The organism is Actinomadura kijaniata (assembly GCF_014138665.1).
Lineage (GTDB): Bacteria > Actinomycetota > Actinomycetes > Streptosporangiales > Streptosporangiaceae > Spirillospora > Spirillospora kijaniata.
Genome location: NZ_JACJIA010000020.1, coordinates 65129 through 80784, shown reverse-complemented (window position 1 = coordinate 80784; position 15656 = coordinate 65129). Strand labels below are relative to the sequence as shown.

Annotated in this window: 12 protein-coding genes; 8 read left to right on the top strand and 4 right to left on the bottom strand. The window is 75.8% G+C overall.

The window, feature by feature from the left end; translation table 11 throughout:
• Positions 1–95: 95 nt before the first annotated feature.
• The 7 genes from HNR61_RS43415 to HNR61_RS43385 all read left to right on the top strand — a co-directional run bounded on the left by HNR61_RS43415 (position 96) and on the right by HNR61_RS43385 (position 10749).
• On the top strand, positions 96–1043 hold the full coding sequence (locus HNR61_RS43415) for a LysR family transcriptional regulator (protein ID WP_182848982.1): 948 nt from the start codon (positions 96–98) through the stop codon (positions 1041–1043).
• Positions 1040–1909 (top strand): serine hydrolase, encoded by an 870-nt coding sequence (locus tag HNR61_RS43410; RefSeq protein WP_182848981.1) that lies wholly within the window; start codon positions 1040–1042, stop codon positions 1907–1909. Before HNR61_RS43415 ends, HNR61_RS43410 begins: the two co-directional genes overlap by 4 nt.
• A gap of 498 nt (positions 1910–2407) precedes the next feature.
• Positions 2408–3934: a serine/threonine-protein kinase gene (locus HNR61_RS43405; RefSeq protein WP_220510493.1), complete on the top strand. Its 1527-nt coding sequence runs from the start codon at positions 2408–2410 to the stop codon at positions 3932–3934.
• Positions 3931–5430 carry a serine/threonine-protein kinase gene (locus HNR61_RS43400; protein ID WP_182848979.1) on the top strand — a complete coding sequence of 500 codons (1500 nt, stop codon included), beginning with the start codon at positions 3931–3933 and terminating at the stop codon, positions 5428–5430. Before HNR61_RS43405 ends, HNR61_RS43400 begins: the two co-directional genes overlap by 4 nt.
• 25 nt (positions 5431–5455) lie before the next feature.
• Positions 5456–6262, top strand: a complete 807-nt coding sequence (locus HNR61_RS43395) for a hypothetical protein (RefSeq protein ID WP_182848978.1) — start codon at positions 5456–5458, stop codon at positions 6260–6262.
• 126 nt (positions 6263–6388) lie between these two features.
• Entirely contained in the window at positions 6389–9046 is a 2658-nt protein-coding gene (locus HNR61_RS43390; RefSeq protein WP_182848977.1) for an AAA family ATPase, read from the top strand.
• Positions 9047–9120: 74 nt separating this feature from the next.
• A complete protein-coding gene (locus tag HNR61_RS43385) occupies positions 9121–10749 on the top strand; it encodes a toprim domain-containing protein (RefSeq protein ID WP_182848976.1) in 1629 nt (542 codons plus the stop codon).
• Here the strand turns inward: HNR61_RS43385 and HNR61_RS43380 are convergent.
• Both HNR61_RS43380 and HNR61_RS43375 read right to left on the bottom strand, forming a co-directional pair.
• Positions 10718–12019, bottom strand: a complete 1302-nt coding sequence (locus HNR61_RS43380; protein WP_182848975.1) for an amidase — start codon at positions 12017–12019, stop codon at positions 10718–10720. The genes HNR61_RS43385 and HNR61_RS43380 overlap by 32 nt on opposite strands.
• 383 nt (positions 12020–12402) lie before the next feature.
• Positions 12403–12846, bottom strand: a complete 444-nt coding sequence (locus HNR61_RS43375) for an HIT family protein (protein ID WP_182848974.1) — start codon at positions 12844–12846, stop codon at positions 12403–12405.
• A 63-nt stretch (positions 12847–12909) separates the two neighbouring features.
• Between HNR61_RS43375 and HNR61_RS43370 the strand changes: the two genes are divergently transcribed.
• Positions 12910–13725: a MerR family transcriptional regulator gene (locus tag HNR61_RS43370; RefSeq protein WP_182848973.1), complete on the top strand. Its 816-nt coding sequence runs from the start codon at positions 12910–12912 to the stop codon at positions 13723–13725.
• A 198-nt stretch (positions 13726–13923) separates the two neighbouring features.
• On the opposite strand, the gene HNR61_RS43365 is transcribed toward HNR61_RS43370, so the two are convergent.
• Both HNR61_RS43365 and HNR61_RS43355 read right to left on the bottom strand, forming a co-directional pair.
• The gene (locus HNR61_RS43365; protein ID WP_182848972.1) at positions 13924–14280 is read right to left on the bottom strand and encodes an MmcQ/YjbR family DNA-binding protein; all 357 of its coding nucleotides are present in this window, start codon (positions 14278–14280) and stop codon (positions 13924–13926) included.
• A gap of 564 nt (positions 14281–14844) precedes the next feature.
• Positions 14845–15396: an SMI1/KNR4 family protein gene (locus tag HNR61_RS43355; protein WP_182848971.1), complete on the bottom strand. Its 552-nt coding sequence runs from the start codon at positions 15394–15396 to the stop codon at positions 14845–14847.
• Between the last annotated feature and the right edge of the window lie 260 nt (positions 15397–15656).

The window sequence follows — 15656 nt, the reverse complement described above, 5'->3', positions numbered from 1 at the left end:
TCGGTCACCCGCCCCAGGACACCAGACCGTTCCCCAGAAAGTCCAAGATTGATATGGATAGTGATTTGATATGAGATCGCATATCATTGCTGTTCGTGAACCTGGTGGGGCATCTGAACGCCTTCGTCGCGGTCGCCGAGGAACTGCACTTCGGCCGCGCGGCGGAGCGGCTCGGCATGGCCCAGCCCCCGCTCAGCCAGCGTATCCAGCGGCTGGAACGCGAGCTGGGGGTGCGGCTGTTCGACCGTTCGTCGCGCCGGGTGGAGCTGACCGCCGCCGGGCGGATGCTGCTGGAGGAGGCGCGTGACATCCTCGAGCGGGTGGAACGCGTGCACACCCTGGCCGAGCGCGCCCGTCTCGGCGAGACCGGAGCCCTGCGCGCGGGGCTGCCGCCGGACCTGGGGGGCGCCGTGGTGGCCGCGCTGATCTCGGCGTTCCGGGACCGCCGCCCCGAGGTGCGGCTGGACCTGCGGGAGATCGGCACGACCGGCCAGGCGCAGGCCCTGGCCGACGGCACCCTGGACGTCGGGGTGCTGCGGCACCCGTGCGACGGGCGGGCGCTGGCGTTCGGGCCGATGCTGGCGCAGCGCATCGGGGCGCTGCTGCCCGCCGACCGCCCGGTCGACGGCCCGCTGCACGTCGCCGACCTGGCGGGCGACGACCTGGTCACCACGCCGCGCGAGGAGGCCCCCGGGCCGTTCGACGAGATGCTGGCGGTGTGCCGGCGCCACGGCTACGACCCGCCGAACGTCCACGAGGCCCGCAACACGCAGTTCGCGCTCGGGCTGGTCCTGGCGGGGACGGCGGTGGCGCTGACGCCCCGCGTGCAGGCCCCGGGCGTGACCTGGCACCCGCTGGCCGGGGACCCCCTGAACCAGCGGGTCTCGTGCGCGTGGCGGCGCGACGACGACTCGCCGGACATCGCGGCGTTCACCGAGACCGCGACCGCCGTCCTGTGCGCGGAGGCGGACATGACCCCGCTCTCCGCGTCGTCCCCGACGCGCCGCGTCGTGCCGCGCCCCGCGTTCGGGTTCCTGGCATGAGGCGCGTGGAGGAGGCGTTCCGCGGCGCCGGGGTCACGGGCTGGCTGCACGCGGTGGACCTGGACTCGGGCCGCGAGGTGAGCGTGCGCGGCGACGAGCCGGTGGTGCTGGCGTCGGTCTACAAGGTGCCGGTGCTGGTGGCGTTCCACCGGCAGGCCGCCGCCGGGCTGCTGGACCGCACCGCCCCCGTCACGCTGCGGCCCGACGGCCGCACCGCCGGGCCGACCGGGATCTCGGCGATGCTGGACGAGGTCCGGATGTCGCTGCGCGACCTGGCCCTGCTGATGATGACGGTGAGCGACAACGCCGCCGCCGACGCGGTGCTGGCGCGCGTCGGGCTGGACGCGGTCAACAAGGCGATGGCCGACCTCGGCCTGTCGCGCACGCACATCGCCTACGACGGGCGGGACCTGCACGCGACGCTGCTGGAGGACGGCGGCGTCGCCGACCTGGGCGAGCTGTGGGGCCGCCTGGACGAGCCGGGGATGCTGGCGCGGCTGCGGGTGCTGGACCCGGCCCGCACCACGCGCAGCACGCCCCGCGAGATGGCCCGGCTGCTGGCGATGGTCTGGAACGACGAGGCCGCCCCGCCGGAGGACTGCGCGCAGATGCGGCGGATGATGGGGCTCCAGGTGTGGCCGCACCGGTTGTCGTCCGGGTTCCCCTACGACGACGTGCGGGTCAGCGGGAAGACCGGCACGCTGCCGACCCTGCGCAACGAGATCGGCGTCGTGGAGTACCCGGACGGGGGCCGGTACGCGGTGGCGGTGTTCACGCGTTCGCTGCTGCCGCTGGCGGTCCTGCCGCAGGCGGACGCGGTGATCGGCACCGCGGCCCGCCTCGCGGTCGGGGAACTGCGGCGTTAGGCGTCGGGGCGCCCATCTGGACCAGCCGGTGCACGCCGGTCACCCGGCCCAGCGTCCGGTGGGGCACGCGGCTCTGCACGAGCCCGGTGGAGACCGCGCCCCACACCGTCGCGTTCGCCCCGAAGACCACGGACACGGCGCCCGCCTGCCAGGGGGCGGTGCTGAGCGCGAGCGCGGCGTGCGTCACGGTCTCCACGGCCAGCCCGGCGGCGAGGGTGACGCCGTCACCGATGTTGGAGACGGCCGAGGCGTCCAGAGCTTGGCGAACTCCCCGCCCGTGCGGGCGGGTCCGGGGGCACGCAAGGCACGACTCCTCGCTCAGGGGGAAATCTCCCGCCGCGTGGCGGCGGGTCGGGTCAGACCGCCGCCGCTGGGATGGCCGTGCCGCGCGTGCGTCGCTCCGTCCGTCGGGCCCTCAGGCATGATCACTCAGGCGGCCGGGGCGCGTCATCCGGTTTCCCGTCGGTATCGTGTGGGCGCCTGGAGGGACTTCACGGAATGACGGAGCGTGTGCTCGGCGGCCGCTATCGGCTGCGCGACCGGATCGGCGACGGCGGCATGGGGACGGTGTGGGCCGCGGTCGACGAGACGCTGCGCCGCGATGTCGCGGTCAAGGAGGTCCGGATCCCCGAGGGGCCGGCCCCCGAGGCGCGCCGCCGCCTGGTCGAGCGCGCCCGCCGCGAGGCCCGCGCCGCCTCGCTGGTCGACCACCCCAACGTCGTCACCGTGCACGACGTGGTCGTGGAGGACGACCGGCCCTGGATCGTGATGGAGCTGGTCGGGGGCGAGTCCCTGGCCCGGATGGTCGAGACGCGGGGGCCGCGGCGCCCCGAGCACGTCGCGCACCTGGGGTTGAAGCTGCTGGACGCGCTGGAGGCCGCGCACGCCCGGGGCGTGGTCCACCGCGACGTCAAGCCGAGCAACGTGCTGATCGACCGGGACCGGGTCGTGCTGACCGACTTCGGGATCGCCGGGATCGACGGGGACGCGGGCCTGACCGGCACCGGGGAGTTCACCGGGTCCCCCGGCTACACCGCGCCCGAGGTGCTGCGCGAGCGGCCCGCCGGGCCCGCCTCCGACCTGTGGGCGCTGGGGGCGACGCTGTACACGGCCGTCGAGGGGCGCGCGCCGTTCCAGCGGGACACCCCGATGGCCACGCTCGGCGCGGTCCTCACCGAGGAGCCGACGCCGCCGCGGCACGCGGGCTCGCTGGCGCCGCTGCTGTGGCACCTGCTCCAGAAGGACCCGGCGGAACGGATGCGCCCCGACGCGGCCCGCCAGGTGCTGCGCAACGTGGCCGCCGGTCTCCCCTCGGGCCTGCGCGACCCCGTGGTGTCACCGCCGGCGTCCAGGCGCCGCGTGCTGGTCCCGGTCGTCGCGTCCGCCGGGGTGATCGCGGTGCTGGCGGGAGCGGCGTTCGCGCTGACCGGCGGAGAGGAGCGCAAGGCCGTCGCGGACCCGCCGCGCACGCCGCCCCCGTCGTCCGCGCCCTCCCCGCCGTCGGTGACCCCGACCACGGCGCCGAAGCCCGAGCCGCTGGACCTGTGCGCGCTGCTCACCGAAGATCAGATCGGGCGGCTGGTGCCGGGAGAGCCGCGTACGGAGCGCGACACGGACTCCTGTTCCTGGGTGGCCAGGGGGCGGGGCCTGACCGTCACGCACCGCGCCCGCGCCACCCCCGACCGCCTCCCGGGGTCGTCGACGGAGGCGCACACGGAGTTCCTCCAGGCGCGCCGGGAGCAGGCCAGGCCGGGGACGCGGGTGTGGCACTGGTCGGAGATGGGCGTCCCCCCGGTCGTCCGGGCGACCTCGACGGCGGCGCGGACGGCGCCGGGCGTGGGCGCGGAGGCGTTCGCGTACGACGTGGTCAAGGGGAGCAAGCCGTTCGACAAGTCGGTCGTGACGTTCCGCTCGGGGATCCACGTGCTGGAAGTGGAGCTGGCCTACGCGCGCGGGACCGCCACGCCGGGTGACGCGGTGCGGGCGGCCCGCCTGGTGGCGCAGAACGTGGAGAAGCGTTCATGACCACCGGGACGCGCCTGCTGGCGGGCCGCTACCGCCTCGACGCCCGCCTGGGGCAGGGCGGCATGGGGATCGTGTGGCGGGCCACGGACCTGGAGCTGCGGCGTCCGGTGGCGGTCAAGGAGCTCCTGCTGCCCGACCACCTGTCCCCCGCCGCCCGCGAGAACGCGGCGCAGCGCGCGATGCGCGAGGCCCGCGCCGCCGCCCTGCTGCGGCACCCGTCGATCGTGGCCGTGCACGACGTGGTGATGGACGAGGGCCGCCCGTGCATCGTGATGGACCTGCTGTCGGGGCGTTCCCTGGACCGGGTCGCCAAGGAGGGCCCCCTTCCGCCCGAGCGGGTGGCGCGGATCGGCCTGGAGGTCCTGTCCGCGCTGCGCCTGGCGCACGAGAACGGCGTGCTGCACCGCGACGTCAAGCCCGCGAACGTCTTCCTGCACGACGACGGCCGCGCGATCCTCACCGACTTCGGCATCGCGGCCCTGGAGGGCGACGCGACGCTGACCGAGACGGGGATGCTCGTGGGGACCCCCGCGTTCATGGCCCCCGAGCAGGTCAAGCACGAGGGGATGGGTCCGGCGGCGGACCTGTGGTCGCTGGGCGCGACGCTGTACGCGCTGGTGGAGGGGAGGCCGCCGTTCCAGCGGTCGACCGTGATGGGGATGCTGACGGCGGTGCTGACCGAGCCCCCCGAGCCGCCCCGCCGGGCGGGCCCGCTCGCCCCGGCCGTCCTGGCCCTGCTCAACAAGAATCCGGCGGTGCGCCTGGACGCGAACGGTCTGGAGGGGGCCCTGCGCGCGGTGGCCGCGGGGGCTGAGCCGCCGCCCGTTCCGGTCCCGCTGCCCCCCGGCCCGCCGCCGCCCCGGCGCCGCGGCCGGGCCCTCCCCCTCCTGCTCGCCGCGGCGGTCGCCGTCGCGGCGGTCCTGGCGGTCGTCCTGTGGCCCGGCGGCGGGACCCCGGCGCCCCGGCCGAGCGCCGGCGGTTCCCGGCCGCCCACCGCCTCGGGGCCGGCCACCGCGTCCGGGCCCGCCACCACGGCGCCGCGGACCGGCCCCGCGTTCACCGCGGTCCCGAGGGCGTGCTCGCTGCTCACCGCGGAGACGGTGGCCACGCTGGTGCCGGAGCCCTCCTCCCATCCGGGCCGCGACGATCCCCGGACCCAGTCCTGCGTCTGGATGCCCGGCGGTGGCGGCGGGCGGACGCTGAGGACGGAGCTGTGGGTCGTCTCGTCCGTGCCCGCCGCGCACGACCAGTTCTTCCAGGAGTACCGGGAGATAACGCCGGCGCCGGTCCACCATCCCGCCCGTCCGCTGGACGGGCTGGGCGACGAGGCGTTCGTCCACTACGAGCGCGACACGAGCCCGATCGCGTTCGTGGTGTTCCGGCGGAGCAACCTCATCGCCGAGGTCAGCTACGAGACCGGGGACGAGGAACGGTCCCGCGTCGGCGCGCAGCGGGCGGCCCGCCTGATCCTGGCGGCGCTCGACAAGAGCCGCTGAGCACCCCCGAGCAAGGAGAGATCACGTGCAGCAGGGCCGATCGCCCTGGAGCGACCCCGCCTACGAACGGCCGAAGCGCCCCCGGAGCCGCCGCCGCGCGGCCGTGGTGGCCGCCGCGCTCCTCACCCTGCTGGCCCTGGGCGCGGCCCTGGTGGTGGCGGCCGTGCGCGTCGACCGGGAGGACCGGCGCGGAAAGGAGCGCCCGCCGGTCCCCCGGGCGCAGCTCCCCTCCCCCGAGGCGGGCCCCTACACGAAGATCCTCGACGACGACGCCTGCGCCCTGGTCCCCGACGCTCTCCCCAAGCGGCTGGCCCTGCGCGCCGCCCCCAAGTCGGGTCTGGAATCCTCCGGCTGGGTCTGCGAGTGGTCCTCCACCCGGACCGAGGGCTCCGTCCGGACCACCCGCGACGCCAAGATCGAGATCAGCCTGGCGGGCCCGCAGAGCGGCGAGCCGGGCACCGTCTGGGCCACCCGCCGCTTCGCCCAGCAGCGCGACGGCGCCCGCGCGCCGGACCGCCGCTTCGAGATCGCCGAGGTCGAGCACGGCCCGGTCCAGGACCTGACCGGCGTGGGCCACGCCGCGTTCACCGGGTACGAGCTGAGCAAGGGCGTGGGGCTCGGGCCCACCGGGACGGCGACGGCGGTGGCCCGCCTGGACAACGCGATCGTCAAGGCCGAGTACGGCGGCCGCACCGTCCGGCTCGACGGGCTCGGGCTGCCCGACGCCGGGACCGCCCGGCCCGTCACCGACGCCGCCGCCCGCCGGCCCGCGACCGAGCTCCTGCGGACCGCCGTCACCGCCCTCCGCTCCTGCCGGGGCTGCCTCACCTGACCACCTTCCCGGCACATCGGGCATCCGGGATCGTCACCCCCTACGCTGCTGGGCGGAGCGGGCCACGGGTGGTCGGGGGCGACCGTAGGCTTGGCATTCTGTTTTGATCGCTTTTGGGGGGACGCGTTGCGGCTGCCTGAGCATCTGGAACTGCTGCTCACCGACGAACCGGTCCTGGACGTGTACGCCCACGGACCGTGGCGGGTCCCTGACGGGCTGTTGGAGACGGTCGCCGAACGCGTCGACGCGCTGGCCGCCGACCCGCGCGGGGCCGGGCTGACCACCGAGCAGCACATGCTGCTGCGGCTGCCCGCCTCGCTCGTGCTGGCCGAGGTGATGGGCATCCTGGCGTTCCTGCCGGGGGGCGGCGCGATCAAGGGCGGGTCGCGGTGCCAGCTGTCGGAGCGGCTCCTCGGCCCCCATCTGGCCAAGCCGCCGCGGCTCAGCGACCGCATGACGATGTGGGAGGCCCCGGGCGGGCGGTGGCGGCCGCCCGGGGACTGGCTGCTGGAGGCCCCCGACCGCAAGCTCGCCATCGAGCTCGCCCGTGACTGCCTGGGCGCGCTGGAGGGCATCGAGCCGCTGGAGGGACGGCGGCGGGCCCTGCTGCGGCTGTACGACGAGCCCCCGCCCTGTGACGTCGACCTCCCCAAGGCCGACCTGCTGGAGCTGTGGGCCCGGCACGCCGACGGGGAGGTCCTCGCGGCCGTCCCGGAGCTGCTCGGGCCCGTCGGGTACCTGGAGTGGGTGTGCGCGGGGCTGCTCGCCGCCCGCGAACGGCTCACCGCCGCCGCCCCGCGCGACGAGGCGCTCGACCGGCACCTGTCGCGGCTGCTGCTCCAGGCCGAGATGGAGCACGTCCCGGCCGAGCTGATGGTCGCGCTGGGCGAGGAGCGCTACCGGGAGGTGGCGGCGCGGTTCCCGGGGGACCGGCGCGAGTTCAAGGCCGGGCCGTGGCAGGAGGAGACGCGGTCCTGGCTGCTGCGGGCGCTGCTGGAGGGCGAGGCCGACGCGTGCCGGGCGTGGCTGGACATGGCAATGCGGTTCACCGCGGTCGTGCAGGGGCTGCCCGGCGAGCCGTGGTTCCCGAAGAACGAGTACCTGCCGGTCGCGCTGTTCCAGACGGACCTGCGCCGGATGTTCGCGCCGCGCCGCCGGGTCGTCAACCCGCTCACCGCGCGGCTGCGGGTCCCCGAGCCCCGGAAGGAGGCCGGCGAGCTCCGGCCCGCGCTGGAGACCTCGCTGGTCGGCCAGCCGGAGCTGGTCGCGGCCCTGGCGGAGGCCGCCGGCGCCCGGGGCCCGGTCCGGCTGCTGGTCGCCGGTCCCGACGGCACCGGCAAACGCGACGCCGCCCAGGAGCTCGCCAGGTCCCTCCCCCTGCCCCGCGACCCCCTGTGGGTCACCGACAACCTGTTCGCGGGGCAGCGCCTCACCGACGCCGTCGCCCGGCTGCACGCCGACGCCCGGGACTGCGCCGCCGAGCGCTTGCTCGTCATCGAGGGCCTCGACGCGATCGTCACCGACCCCGGCAACGGCGAGGCCCTCGCCCGCGAGCTCCGCCAGCTCCTCTCCATCCACCCCGGCCTCAACGTCGTGGCCCTGTGCGACGCCGACGGCGACGCCCGCGTCCGCGAGGTGGACCCGGCGCTCCCGCTCAGGTTCCGGGTCGCGCGCACCCGGCCGTTCACCGTCGCGGAGCACGCCGAGCTGTTCCGCCGCGAGCTGGCCGCGCGCGACGTCCGCGCGACCCGCCAGGCCCTCGCGGCGGCGGGCGCGCTGCTGGCGGCGACCCCGCCGCTCCAGTCGCTGCGCAACGCCCGGCTGGCCGCCCACCTGGCCGACCTGGTGCTGGCGGGCCTCGCCGGGGACCTGGTCCGCAAGCCCGACATCCCCGGGACCCTCGACACCGCCGGGCACCCCGGCAACCCGCTCACCGAGCTGGCCGACCTCACCGGCCTGCACACCGTCAAGCAGGAGATCTCCCTGCTGGTGGCGGGCACCCGCGCCGACCGGATGCGCGCGGCGGCGGGCGTGCGGGTGAGCGTCCCGACGCGGCACATGGTGTTCACCGGCAACCCCGGCACCGGCAAGACGATGGTGGCGCGCCTGGTCGGCCGCATCTACAAGAAGCTGGGCGTGCTGTCGTCGGGCCATCTGGTGGAGGCGACCCGCGCGCACCTGGTCGGCGAGTACATCGGCCAGACCGCGCCGCGCACCCGCCGCCTGGTGGAACGCGCCCTCGGCGGCGTCCTGTTCATCGACGAGGCGTACACGCTCACGCAGTCCCCGCACAAGGACGACTACGGGCACGAGGCCATCGCCGAGCTGGTCAAGATGATGGAGGACCACCGCGACGACCTGATCGTCATCGTCGCCGGGTACCAGCGCGAGATGGCGTCGTTCCTGGCCGCCAACCCGGGCCTGGAGTCGCGGTTCCCCAAGCAGCTGCACTTCCCCGACTACACCGACGAGGAGCTGCTGGAGGTCTTCGCCAGGCTGGCCGCCGAGGCGGGGTTCGGGCTGGGCGAGAACCTGCCCGGGGCGCTGGCGGGGATGCTGCGGCGGGTGCCGCGCGGGCCGTCGTTCGGCAACGGCCGCCTGATGCGCAACCTGCTGGACGTCGCGATCGCCAACCAGTCCGAACGCGTCGCCTCCGCCGACCGCGCCGCCCGCCGCGCGGGCCGCGAGCCCCGCGTGACGAGGAAGGACCTGGTCACCCTGCGCGCCGAGGACCTGCCGCCGCTCCCGGAACTCCCCCAGGAACTTCTCGGCCTGTACCTCTGAAACCCCCTCTGTGGGGGTATGACGGAAATGCGAGTCCCGGCTTCCCCGACCGTGACGACGGCGAGGAGTCCGGCATGCCCGGTGTCATCCCTACCGAGACGGCGGTGCTGCACGACGTCGCCGCGCACGAGCTGGCGCGGCTGCGCGACGGGACGCTGCCGTGGACGTGGTGGCTGGACAAGGCCGCGCGGTTCGGCCGGTTCGGCTTCACCAACACGCTGCTGGTCGCCGCGCAGTGGCGGGCGGCCACCGACGTGCGCTCCTACGAGGAGTGGCGGACGGCGGGCCGCCAGGTCCGCCGGGGCGAGAAGGGCCTGCGGATCATCGCGGCCCCCGACACGCCCGTCTCGGTGTTCGACCTGTCCCAGACCGCGGGCCTGCCGCCGCCCACGCCCCGCCCGGCCGACGCCGCGCGGGCCCGCGACCGCCTGGCGGCGCTGGCCGCCCGCCGCTTCCCCCACGCGCCCCTGCCCGCGGGCGACCTGGCCGCGCTGCTGCACCAGCTCGTCCACGCGCTGCGCGGCGACCCGCTGGACCCGCCCGGCGCGGGATGCCACGGACCGCGCCGGGTCGAGGCCGACTCGGTCGCCCACCTGGTCATGACCCGGCTCGGCCTGACGCCGCCGCCCCTCGCCTTCCCGCCCGCCGTGCCGTGGGCGAACGCGGCGTTCGGCGACCGCGTCCTGCGCCTCACCGGCGTCCTCCACGCCCACGCCACCGACCCGTCCGGCGACGTGCTGGCGGCCGCGCACGTGTTCTTCCGGACGCGCCTGGCCGCGAGCTGGGTGCCGTCCTACCTGGTGGACCGGGGGTTCTCCCGGACGGTGCAGCGCCGCTGGCAGATCGGCCACGCCCCGCCCGGCGGCCGCGCCCTCACCGACCACCTGCGCGCGGCGGGCCACCCCGAGGACGCGCTCGTCGCGACCGGCCTGGCCCGCCGGGGCCGCTCGGGACGGCTGTACGACGCGTTCCGCGACCGGATGATGTTCGCGATCCGCGCGGCGGACGGGACGATCGCGGGCTTCATCGGCCGCCGCTCCGACCGCGCCCCCGGCCCCAAGTACCTCAACACCCCCGACACCCCGCTCTTCCACAAGGGCGAGCTGCTGTACGGCCTGCACGAGACCCGCGACCGCCTGGCCCGGGGCGCCCGCCCGGTCCTGGTGGAGGGCCCGCTCGACGCGATCGCGGTGAACGCCTCCTCCCGCGACCACGCGGCGGTGGCGACGTGCGGCCTGGCCCTGACGCGCGCCCAGGTGGAGGCCCTGGACGCGACGGCGGCGGACCTGGCGGCGACGGGCGTGCTGCTGGCGCTGGACGGCGACCCGGCGGGCCACGCGGCCACCCGCCGCGCCTGGGAGGTCCTGCGCCACCTCCCGGCCGACGCGGTGCTGCTGCCGTCCGGCCGGGACCCGGCGGCCGTGCTGGCGGCGCACGGCCGCCCCGCGGTCCGCGCGGCGCTGGCCGGCACGGTCCCGCTCACCGACCTGGTCATCGACCGCGCCCTGGACGGCCCGGCGGACACCCCCGAACAGCGCCTGGCCGCGCTCCGCACGGCCGTCCCCCTGATCGCCGCGACCCGGCCGCCGGAGTACGCCCGCCACGTGGCCCGCCTGGCGGCCCGCCTGGACCTGCCGCCCTCCCTGGTCACCGCGGCCCTCGCCGAGGCGGTCAGTCCCGGCGGACCGTCCGCGCCGCGGTGAACAGCGCCTCCTCCGCGCCCGCCCGCGTGACGAACTGGACGCCGGCCGGCAGGCCGTCCACCGTTCCGGCCGGGACGCTCAGCGCGGGCAGGCCCAGCAGGTTCCACGGGCAGGTCCACGAGATCAGCGTCGGCGGGACCGGCCCGAACGGCCCCTCCCGCTCCCCGACCGGCGGCGCGGGGATCGCCGCCGCGGGCATCACGAGCACGTCGTGGCGCTCCAGCAGCGCGGCGACCTCGGCGGCGAACGCCTCCCGCTCCCGCAGCGCCCGCAGGTAACGCCAGGCGGGCGTCTCCGCCGCCGTCCGGACGCGGCCCAGCACCTCCGGCTGGTACAGCTCGGGGGCGCGCTCGGCCCGTTCCACGTGGACGTCGGCGACCTCGGCGCTCTGGATCGCCACGAACGTCCGCCACATCGCCGCCAGGTCGAGACGCTCGACGGCCAGCCCCTTGAACGGGGCCCGCACCACGCCCTCGACCCGCGCGTCCACCGGCGCCCCCTCGACCCAGGCCATCCGCGGGCCGTCCCCGACCGGCGCGTCCCCCTCCGGGGCGCCCGCGCCCGGCGCGTCGGCGGCGTCGCGGAGCGCGCGGTAGGCGGTCCGGCAGTCCTCCGCGCTCCCCGCCAGGACCCCGACGTGGTCCAGCGACACCGACAGCGGGAACACCCCGTCCACGGGCAGGACCCCGTGCGGGGGCTTGAACCCCGCCACCCCGCACAGCGCCGCCGGGATCCGCACCGAGCCGCCGGTGTCGGTCCCCAGCGCCAGCGGCACCGCGCCCGACGCCACCGCCGCCGCGCTGCCCGCGCTCGACCCGCCCGACATGCGCGAACGGTCGTGCGGGTTGCGGACCGGCCCGTTCACCGAGACGTCCCCGGTGGACCCGTAGGCGAACTCGTGCGTGACCGTCATCCCCACGATCACCGCGCCCGCCGCGCGGAGCAGCCGCACGCACGCGGCGTCCCGCTCGGGAACGTTCCCGGCGAAGTGCGCCGAGCCCATCCCGCACGGCAGGCCCGCCACGTCGATCAGGTCCTTCACCGCGACCGGGACGCCGTGCAGCGGCCCGCGCCAGGCGCCCCGCCCCGCCTCCTCGTCGGCCCGCCGCGCCGCCGCCCGCGCGCCCTCGGCGTCCACGTGCGAGAACGCGTTCAGCCCGGGGTCGATCGACGCCAGCGCCCGTTCCGCCAGGAACAGGGCCGACCACCGCCCGGACCGCAGCCCGGCCCCCAGTTCCGCCAGCGAACGCCCGACAAAGAACCCGTTCATATCGCCCCAAACGTTTCGAGTGGCAGGCACACCGTAGTGCGACCCGCCCCGGGGAATCGACCATGTCCGACGCGCCGCGCCCCTCGGCCTCCATCACGCACCGTTCATCAATCCTCACCGTCCGCTCATCGCAACGGTGCGACCGCTCGCCGACGCCGCCCGCCGTTCGGGCAACCTACGGCCGGGTAACGCGGTTAGCTTCATCGCACCCTGTGGGGACGTTCCGCACGGTCCATCGGGGGCGGGACGGATCAAGGCCGTCCCGGACGCCAGCTGATCGACCCCACGCATCGGGCGGGGGGAAGGAGGTCGCGGCGGACCGGTCGGGGGGTGCGCACCGGCCGCCGTGACCTCTTCACCCCGGTCCTCCCATCCGGGCCCTCTCATCCGGGCCCTGCCGCGTCCTCGGCCACCACCTCGGCCAGCGCCGCCGCGACCGCCGCCCGCAGCGCCGCGTGCCGCTCCCCCAGCGCGTACCGCTCGTCGCGCAGGTCGGGGTACCTCCACACCGGCCCGCGCCGCAGCGTCTCCTCCTCCCACCGGTACCGCGCGAACACGTGCCCGTGCAGGTGCTCCCACGAGTTCCCGTAGACGCTGTAGTTGATCCGCCAGAACTCCGGGTCGAGCGCCGAGCAGGCCCGCTCCACCGCCTCCCCGAGCAGCGCCAGGTCCGCCAGGAACGCGACCCGCTCCGGCTGCGGCAGGTCGTTGAGCTGCCCGGCCTCCTCCTCGTAGATCAGCAGGCTGTAGCCGGGGAGCCGCTGCACGTCCCCCAGCACCGCCGTGCCCGTCCGCATCCGCCCGAGTAGCGTCGAGTCGTCCGCCATTCCCCGACTCTGCCACGGCCGCTTGACCCTGACACGGTGTCAGCTCGTACCTCTGGACCCATCATGTTCACCATCGGAGACTTCGCCCGGCACGGCCAGGTGTCGGTCCGGATGCTGCGGCACTACGACGCGCTCGGGCTGCTGCGCCCGGCCCGCGTCGACCCCGCCACCGGCTACCGGTACTACGAGGCCGCCCAGCTGACCCGGCTGAACCGCGTGCTCGCCCTGAAGGACCTCGGCTTCACGCTGGAGCAGGTCCGCGACATCCTCGACGACAAGGTCACCGCCGAGGAGCTGCGCGGCATGCTCCGCCTCCGCCAGGCCGAGCTGCACCAGCGGCTGGCCGCCGAGACCGCCCGCCTGACCCGGGTCGAGGCACGGCTCCGACTGATCGAGAGCGAGGGGCACATGCCCGCCGACGACATCGTGATCAAGTCACTGCCCGCCGTCCGCGTGGCGGAGCTGACCGCCACCGCGGGCGGCTTCGCCCCCGAGGAGATCAGCCCCGTCATCCGCCCGCTGTACGAGGAGCTGTTCCGGCGGCTCGAAGCGGCCGGGATCACCCCCGCCGGGCCGAGCATCGCCTACTACGACCAGCGGGAGGACGGCACCGTCACCGTGCACGCCGGGGCCACGGTCAACGCCGACCCGGGCCGCGCCCGCGACTTCGCGGTCGTGGACCTGCCCGCCGTCGCCGAGGCCGCCACGATCGTCCACCGCGGCGACATGGACGACGTGGCCCCCACCCACCAGGCCCTCGCCCGCTGGATCGCCGACAACGACCGCCGCACCGCCGGCCCGTCCCGCGAGCTGTACCTGAACGCCTGCGGCCCGATGTCGGAGTGGGTCACCGAACTCCAGGAGCCCCTGGCCTCCTGACCGGGCCCGGCGCGGCGGCCCGGCGCCGGGCCGCCGCGCCGGCCGCCGCCGCCCGCCCCCGGTGCGACGATCACCAGTCGTTCCGAAGGGCGGAGGACGCGACCGGCACCACAGATCAACGGGCTGACCGCCCGGAGGAGGCCATCGGCCCCGGCGCCGCGCGCCGCGTTCGCGCCGCTGACCGCCTCCCCCGCCGGGTCACTCGTCGCGGGTGAGCAGCGTCGCGGGATGGTCGTGCAGGAACCTGGGCACCACCATGCGCCAGGCGTCCACGACCAGCTCGCGCATCTCGTCCTCGTCGAGCGCGGCCGTCCAGGCGTTCACCCAGTTGAAGCGCTGGTCGGACGGGCGGGGCAGGTGGAAGACGCCGGGGCGTTCGGCGATGAGGCCGTCACGTTCCTCCTTGGGGAACGCGAACCCCATGACCGTCTCGTCCCGCGAGAACGCCACGTAGACGATGCTCCCGACGCGGAACTTCACCCGGTCGCGTATCAGGTGCTCCGAGGTGCGCGGCAACGCCGCCGCCACCCGCCGCACGTCCTCCACGGTGACCACGCCGACCACCCCCTCACACCACCGGACCCTAACCCCGCCCACCGACAGAACCGGCCGCCGCTGGGATGATCTCGGGCATGGCCGGGACCTGGAGCTTCGACGGCACCGCGCCCGTGACGCCCGACGCCGCGGTCCACGGGATCCGGGCGAGGATCGCCGACGGGCGGCTGGAGACGTGGCTCCACAGCTCCGCCGGGAGGGCACTGGCGTTCGTGACCAACACGGAACGCGCGATGGTCATGCTGGTCGACGAGCCGGGCGATCCCGGCGGGCACGCGACCTCGCCCGGGGCCGGGGGCCGGGGGCCGGAGCGGCGGCTTCGTCCTGGAGAACGGGCAGGTCGACGAGTACCCCGACGCGGACACGGTGCCGCTCGCCGAGGCGTTCCGGATCGTCCGGCACGCCGTCGCCCGCGGATCCCCGCCGCCGGACGCGGCGTGGGCGGCCGACCGCTGAGCGGTCAGGCGTTGACCCAGTGGCCGTCGAAGTCGTCGCGGAAGCGGTCCAGCGCCTCCCCGGTCCTCGCGCGGACCGACAGCCAGTCGTCGCCCTCCACCCGGATCATCAGGTCGGGGCCGGTGAACCAGCGTCCCCACGGGGCGGGGAGTCGGGGCGGGCGGTGAACGCGCGCTCCAGCCGTTCCACGTCGTCCTCCTCCAGGTCGCGGCCGTCGCACAGGTCCTCGGACGCGTGCAGGGCCTCCGACAGCAGGATCTCCTGGACGGTCCGCGTGAGGCCGTCGAGCCACGGCTCCCACCTCTCGGCGGACTTGTCGGCGAGGTCCGCGCGGACGAACGTCGCCGGGTCCGCGAGCCCGGAGTCGGCCGACCGGACGCCCCAGTTCACCGCCCCCTGGTTCTCGCTCCGGAAGACCAGCGCGCCGTCGAGCACGTACAGCTCGGACGGGGCGAGCAGCGTGTCGTGGTTGCTCGTCAGGTCGGCGCGCCGCCCGAACAGCCGGTACGCCTCCCGCAGCGTCCCGGGCAGCCGGGCGCCCAGCCGCGCCTCGGCGGCGTCCAGCTCCTCCTCGGTGAACCCGTCCCGCGCGGTGAGCGGCGTCGCCCACTCCGCGGCGAAACGGCGCGCGAACTCCCGGAGGCCGGTGGCGGTGTCCATGGCGGAACGGCCTAGCGCCGCCGCGTCGCCAGCGTGATCGCGACCACCAGCGCGGCGGCCGCTCCGAGCGCGACGAGCAGGATCAGTGCTTCGGAAACCCCGATGCCCACCATGGGTCCTCTTCTCTCGCGAAAGCCCGATCGGATACCCGATCCCATCACATCGGACAGGACGGGCGCGACCACCCGCTACCGGCGCCGCGTCGCCAGCGCGACCACGGCCACCAACGCCCCGGCCATCCCCAGCAGGACGAGCAGGAT

Bases quoted from the DNA above. Each gene is read 5' to 3' on its own strand.
- HNR61_RS43410 (WP_182848981.1), top strand. From the start codon at position 1,040: ATGAGGCGCGTGGAGGAGGCGTTCCGCGGCGCCGGGGTCACGGGCTGG.
- HNR61_RS43405 (WP_220510493.1), top strand. From the start codon at position 2,408: ATGACGGAGCGTGTGCTCGGCGGCCGCTATCGGCTGCGCGACCGGATC.
- HNR61_RS43400 (WP_182848979.1), top strand. From the start codon at position 3,931: ATGACCACCGGGACGCGCCTGCTGGCGGGCCGCTACCGCCTCGACGCC.
- HNR61_RS43385 (WP_182848976.1), top strand. From the start codon at position 9,121: ATGCCCGGTGTCATCCCTACCGAGACGGCGGTGCTGCACGACGTCGCC.
- HNR61_RS43380 (WP_182848975.1), bottom strand. From the start codon at position 12,019: ATGAACGGGTTCTTTGTCGGGCGTTCGCTGGCGGAACTGGGGGCCGGG.
- HNR61_RS43375 (WP_182848974.1), bottom strand. From the start codon at position 12,846: ATGGCGGACGACTCGACGCTACTCGGGCGGATGCGGACGGGCACGGCG.
- HNR61_RS43370 (WP_182848973.1), top strand. From the start codon at position 12,910: ATGTTCACCATCGGAGACTTCGCCCGGCACGGCCAGGTGTCGGTCCGG.
- HNR61_RS43355 (WP_182848971.1), bottom strand. From the start codon at position 15,396: ATGGACACCGCCACCGGCCTCCGGGAGTTCGCGCGCCGTTTCGCCGCG.